General features: G+C 62.7%; 5 protein-coding genes and 1 pseudogene. 3 read left to right on the top strand and 3 right to left on the bottom strand.

All coding sequences use genetic code 11. The features are described from left to right. Positions 1 to 830, bottom strand: an 830-nt coding sequence (locus tag WCA85_RS19050; protein WP_424066433.1) for an AsmA family protein, incomplete at its 3' end; no start/stop codon positions are given. Between the two features lie 156 nt (positions 831 to 986). On the opposite strand from WCA85_RS19050, the gene WCA85_RS19045 reads away from it, so the two are divergent. Both WCA85_RS19045 and WCA85_RS19040 read left to right on the top strand, forming a co-directional pair. After that, on the top strand, positions 987 to 1,745 hold the full coding sequence (locus WCA85_RS19045) for an ABC transporter ATP-binding protein (RefSeq protein WP_424066432.1): 759 nt from the start codon (positions 987 to 989) through the stop codon (positions 1,743 to 1,745). Continuing rightward, entirely contained in the window at positions 1,742 to 2,548 is an 807-nt protein-coding gene (locus tag WCA85_RS19040; protein WP_424066431.1) for an ABC transporter permease, read from the top strand. Before WCA85_RS19045 ends, WCA85_RS19040 begins: the two co-directional genes overlap by 4 nt. A gap of 4 nt (positions 2,549 to 2,552) precedes the next feature. On the opposite strand, the gene WCA85_RS19035 is transcribed toward WCA85_RS19040, so the two are convergent. Then, the gene (locus WCA85_RS19035; RefSeq protein WP_424066430.1) at positions 2,553 to 3,128 is read right to left on the bottom strand and encodes a DUF6013 family protein; all 576 of its coding nucleotides are present in this window, start codon (positions 3,126 to 3,128) and stop codon (positions 2,553 to 2,555) included. 226 nt (positions 3,129 to 3,354) lie between these two features. After that, positions 3,355 to 4,371 carry a zinc-binding alcohol dehydrogenase family protein gene (locus WCA85_RS19030; protein WP_424066429.1) on the bottom strand — a complete coding sequence of 339 codons (1,017 nt, stop codon included), beginning with the start codon at positions 4,369 to 4,371 and terminating at the stop codon, positions 3,355 to 3,357. 154 nt (positions 4,372 to 4,525) lie between these two features. Between WCA85_RS19030 and WCA85_RS19025 the strand changes: the two are divergent. Beyond that, a pseudogene (locus WCA85_RS19025) lies at positions 4,526 to 4,703 on the top strand (LysR family transcriptional regulator); the annotation flags it as partial.

Genomic DNA, 4,703 nt, shown 5'->3' with positions numbered 1-4,703 from the left:
GGGCCGGAGCCTGCGCCAGCGCTGCCCGCCGAGGCGGAAAGCTCCGTTCCAGATGCACCCGACGCCTCGCCAACCGCCGAAGCGCCAGACGCACCCGAGGCCGCAGCCGTAGCCGCAGCAGCTTCTGAAGCCGCGATTGCCTTGGACTGAGCGGTGAGCTTGCTTGCGCCCTGCTTGCCGACCACCTCTGCCGACGCATTGCGCGACGCTTCCTCCTGCTGCTTCATGACGTCGCCGATGGGAATCGTCTGCCCCAGCGTGTCGATTACAACCTGCGCATCGGTCTTTTTCTGCTGATCGGAATAGGCGATATAGCCCTTCGCGAAAGCAATATCGTGCAGTTCAAGCTTCCACTCGGACGGCCCGGCCGACGATGGCAGCTTGAAGGTCCAGTTATTACGCCCGTCGAGGAGCCGTTCCAGGTCAACGGACGGATTCGCCAGGTTGATAGCGGGAATGATGATGTCGTGCGCGAGCAGCGGCAGCACGGCCACTTCGAAGTCGATCTCGTCGAGCGTCGCGAAATGCGGCTGTTTGGCCCAGTCCGGGTTGGCCACCGTGATGTTGGCTGCAGAGAAGCGCGGCCAGGGCACCCATGCGCGCCACCCCGTCTCGCCCACCGGATGCCGCCAGCCTACTTTCAGATCGCCTTCAATGACGAACTGGCGGCCAATCGCAGCGCTTACCTTATCGTCGACCCAGGGGCGCGCGCGATTCCAGTCGAAGGTCGCAATGAAAATCGCCAGTGCGACGATGAGGATCACGATGACCGCCACGAGCCATGCGATGATCTTGCCGATTCGCCTGCCAATGGTGCTCGACACTGCCATGAGTCTCTCCGATTTCTTCTCGTTGCGTATCGGACAGCAGTTAACATGCCCGGTTTTGCGGGCCTGCGATGGCACACGCACTGGCAAGAGCGAACCGCTGCGCACGCCGGTCGGTACGGCGCGGGTTCGCCTTTTACCCATCACCCCCACTTCAACATGACGGACATTCCCCTCGTCGACGCAGAAGACATCACCCGGCGCGATCCGCAAAGCGGGCAGATACTGCTGCAGCCCACCCGCTTCGCGCTCCATGCGGGCGACCGGGTGGCCGTCACCGGCCCGTCGGGGTCCGGCAAGAGCGTGTTTTTGCGTGCCCTCGCGCTGCTCGATCCGCTCGATAGCGGCTCGATCGCATGGCACGGCCGGCCGGTCGGAAGGGCGACGATTCCACGCTATCGGCGCAACGTCGCCTATATTCGCCAGCGTCCGGCGATTCTCGACGGCACGGTCGAAGACAATCTGCGCTATCCGTTTTCGCTCAAGGCTTATCGCGACGTGCGCTTTGATCGGGCACGCGCTGCTTCGCTCGCCGCCCAGGCGGGCCGTGGCGATGATTTTCTCGACAAGCGCGCGAGTGAACTATCAGGCGGCGAGGCGCAGATTGCGGCGCTGATTCGCGTGCTGCAACTGGCGCCAGAAGTCCTGTTGCTCGACGAACCCACCGCCTCGCTCGATCCCGAATCGTCGCATGCAATCGAAGGACTCGTGCATGCGTGGTTCGGCGCGGGCGATACGCCGCGCGCATCGGTCTGGGTGTCGCACGACCCCGCCCAGGCAAGACGCATGAGCCAACGCCATCTGATCATGCGAGCCGGTGTTCTCACTGAACAGGCCACACCGTTCGAAGGCGGCACATCGGGCGACGGGGCACTGGCGGACCAGGACCACTCGGACCGTCAGGAGCGCCCGCAATGAGCCTGCAAAACCTCAGCCTTTGGGATGTCGCGATCGCCGCGCTGCTGATCGTCGTGAACGGCGCGCTGTCGGTCGCGCTTAAGCTGGATCTCGAGCGCAAGCTGGCATGGGCCGCGGTACGCACCGTGGTTCAGTTGCTGGCCATTGGCTACGTGCTCGGATGGGTGTTCCATTACGACCGCTGGTTCGTGGTCCTGCCCTTGATGGTGTTAATGACGCTGATCGCCGGCTTTGCAGGCGCGAATCGCGGCACCCGCAGCTACAGCGGGCAGCGCGCGGATAGTGTGGTATCGATCTGGGTCAGTTCGTGGCTGGTGGCCGCCGTGGGTCTGTTCGTTGTGATCCGCATCCACCCCTGGTATGAACCGCAGTACGCGATTCCGATTCTCGGCATGATCCTCGGCAACACGCTCACGGGTGTGTCGCTGGGAATCGAACGCATGACCGAAGAGTTGACGGCACGGCGTGACCGCGTGGATATGGCGCTTGCCCTCGGCGCCACCCGGTGGGAAGCGGCACAGCAGCCGGCACGTCAGGCCGTGCGCGCCGGGATGATTCCGACCTTGAACCAGATGGCGGTGGTGGGCATCGTCAGCCTGCCCGGCATGATGACCGGCCAGGTGCTGGCGGGCCAGTCGCCCCTGCAGGCCGTGCGCTACCAGATCGTGATCATGTTTCTGATCGCCGCATCGTCCGCGCTAGGAACAGGCGGGGCTGTGCTGCTCACGTACCGGCGATTGTTTTCGGCTGAGCACCGCTTTCTCGCGTCCCGTCTCGTGGAGCGAACAGCCGCTGCCCGCTAATGATTCAGCGCTTGGCCGACACCGCGATCTGCGTACCGTCGGTCAGCGTGAGCGTCTTCGTGCTGCCGTTGGTCGGCATCGTAAAGCGCAGGATCTGGCTCGCCTTCATGTTGTTCGGACACTTGAGCGTCTTGCCCTCATTGGTGACCGATTTGCTGCCGTGCGGCGTCTGCGCCTGGAAGCTTAGCTGAACGGTGGCCGTACCATCATTGGCGACCACGGGCGCAAAGCGGATCTGGGTTTGCCGGATCATCGCGCCGTTGGTATCGACAGGCAGCGATGCGTAGTCCGGGCATTGATCGGACGCCTCGACCGCGCCGCCAGGCGGGACCGTCTTCCAGGTAAAGTCGTCCGACTCGCCGGAGCGGATCGTGCGGGTTTCCTGGGAATTGCCAAACTGCTTGGATGTGACTTTGACGGTGTAACGAATCGGCCCGTCAGTCGCGGCCTGCGAGGTCACCGTGATGGGCGTTGCCGCGTGAGCGGCAGGCAAAGCGACAGCCGTCGCCATCACGCATGCAAGGGAAGTCACGACAGAGGAAAAAACCGAACCGGCGGAGAGTCTGAAGCAGGGGCTCATACAGTCACCTCCTCGTTGTGCCGCTGCGCGCCCAGTCAGGGCGCACGCCAGGAAGCACGCGCGGACACGCAGCGATTTTTGCATCAAGCCCCGCCAGTCTAACGCCAAGCGGACCGGAACGCGCTGCGCGCGGATCGGGTGTTAACCCGCTTGCGGTGAGGCGTTTTCCGCGATCACGATTTGACGATGATCGCGGTTGGATACCTGACTCCCGCCGTGATTGCGTCTAGAACCCGGTCAGCACCAGCTTGCCGATGGCCCGCCCTTCTTCCAGCAGTTGATGCGCACGCCGAACGTTCTCTGCGTTGATCTTGCCCAGGTCCTGACCCACGGTTGTCCGCAGTGTGCCGGCATCGACCAGGCGCCCCACTTCGGTCAACAACTTGTGCTGTTCGATCATGTCCGGCGTGCCGAACATCGAGCGCGTGAACATGAATTCCCAATGAAACGCCGCGCTTTTTGCCTTGAGCAGTTCCACGGGCAACGGCTTGTCGTTTTCAACGATCGTACAGATACCGCCTTGCGGTTTGATGACGGTGGCGGCAGCCGGGAAATGCTTGTCCGTGTCGTTGAAAATAAGCACGTAGTCGACCTGCTCGAAACCGATGGCTTTCAGTTGCGCGGGCATGTCGCCGAAGTGGTCGATGATGTGATCCGCGCCCAGTTCGGTCGCCCATTTCGCGGAGGCCGGACGCGACGCGGTGGCGATCACCTTCAGTTTGGCAAGCTGCTTGGCCAGTTGAATCCCAATCGAACCGACCCCGCCCGCACCGCCAATGATCAGCACCGATTGGCCTTCGTCCGCGCCTTGCGGCGACACGCCGAGGCGAGCGAACAGCGCTTCCCACGCGGTAATGGCGGTCAAGGGCAACGCTGCGGCATGCGTGAAGTCGAGCGAGGCAGGCTTACGGCCGACGATGCGCTCGTCCACCAGGTGGTATTCGCTGTTCGCGCCTGGACGCGTAATGCTTCCCGCATAAAAGACCGGATCGCCGACCTTGAACAGCGTGACGTCGGGGCCGACTGCGGCCACGGTGCCTGCCGCGTCCCAACCCAGCACGCGGGGGGTCTTCTCCACCGTGTCTTTCGGCGCACGGACCTTGAAGTCCACCGGGTTCACCGAGATGGCCTCGACCTTCACCAGCAGATCATGTCCGGTGGCTTCCGGCTTGGGAATCTCGACATCAATGAGCGACTCAGCGTGATCGACAGGCAGATAGCGATAAAGACCAACGGCTTTCATAACGGGCTCCTGATTCATGGATGAAGTGTTCGCGATAACCGGGCGCTGCCTGTCAGAACAGTCTCAGCGTCAGGCGTTGACTGGAATGATAGGACGATCTTTAATCTCTAAAAACAGTCATAATGCCTTAAACATTTTCCTGAATACCCGAAGAATGGCACCCGCTGACGTGGCTTCGTCTTTGCTGGACGCATCTGACCCAGAGCATCAACGTGAGCGCGAACGGCTCGATCTGCTCGACGTCGGCCTATTCGTACGCGCGGCGCGGCTCGCCAATGTCTCGGCGGCCGGGCGCGAATTCGGCTTGTCGGCGGCGGTGGCAAGCGCACGGC

The sequence above is a fragment of the Paraburkholderia sp. genome (assembly GCF_049581445.1).
Taxonomy (GTDB): Bacteria; Pseudomonadota; Gammaproteobacteria; order Burkholderiales; family Burkholderiaceae; genus Paraburkholderia.
This window is presented reverse-complemented; position numbering and strand designations above follow the sequence as displayed.

What these genes read in the sequence shown, in the direction of transcription:
- WCA85_RS19045 (WP_424066432.1), top strand. Translation starts at nt 987, where the DNA reads ATGACGGACATTCCCCTCGTCGACGCAGAAGACATCACCCGGCGCGAT.
- WCA85_RS19040 (WP_424066431.1), top strand. Translation starts at nt 1,742, where the DNA reads ATGAGCCTGCAAAACCTCAGCCTTTGGGATGTCGCGATCGCCGCGCTG.
- WCA85_RS19035 (WP_424066430.1), bottom strand. Translation starts at nt 3,128, where the DNA reads ATGAGCCCCTGCTTCAGACTCTCCGCCGGTTCGGTTTTTTCCTCTGTC.
- WCA85_RS19030 (WP_424066429.1), bottom strand. Translation starts at nt 4,371, where the DNA reads ATGAAAGCCGTTGGTCTTTATCGCTATCTGCCTGTCGATCACGCTGAG.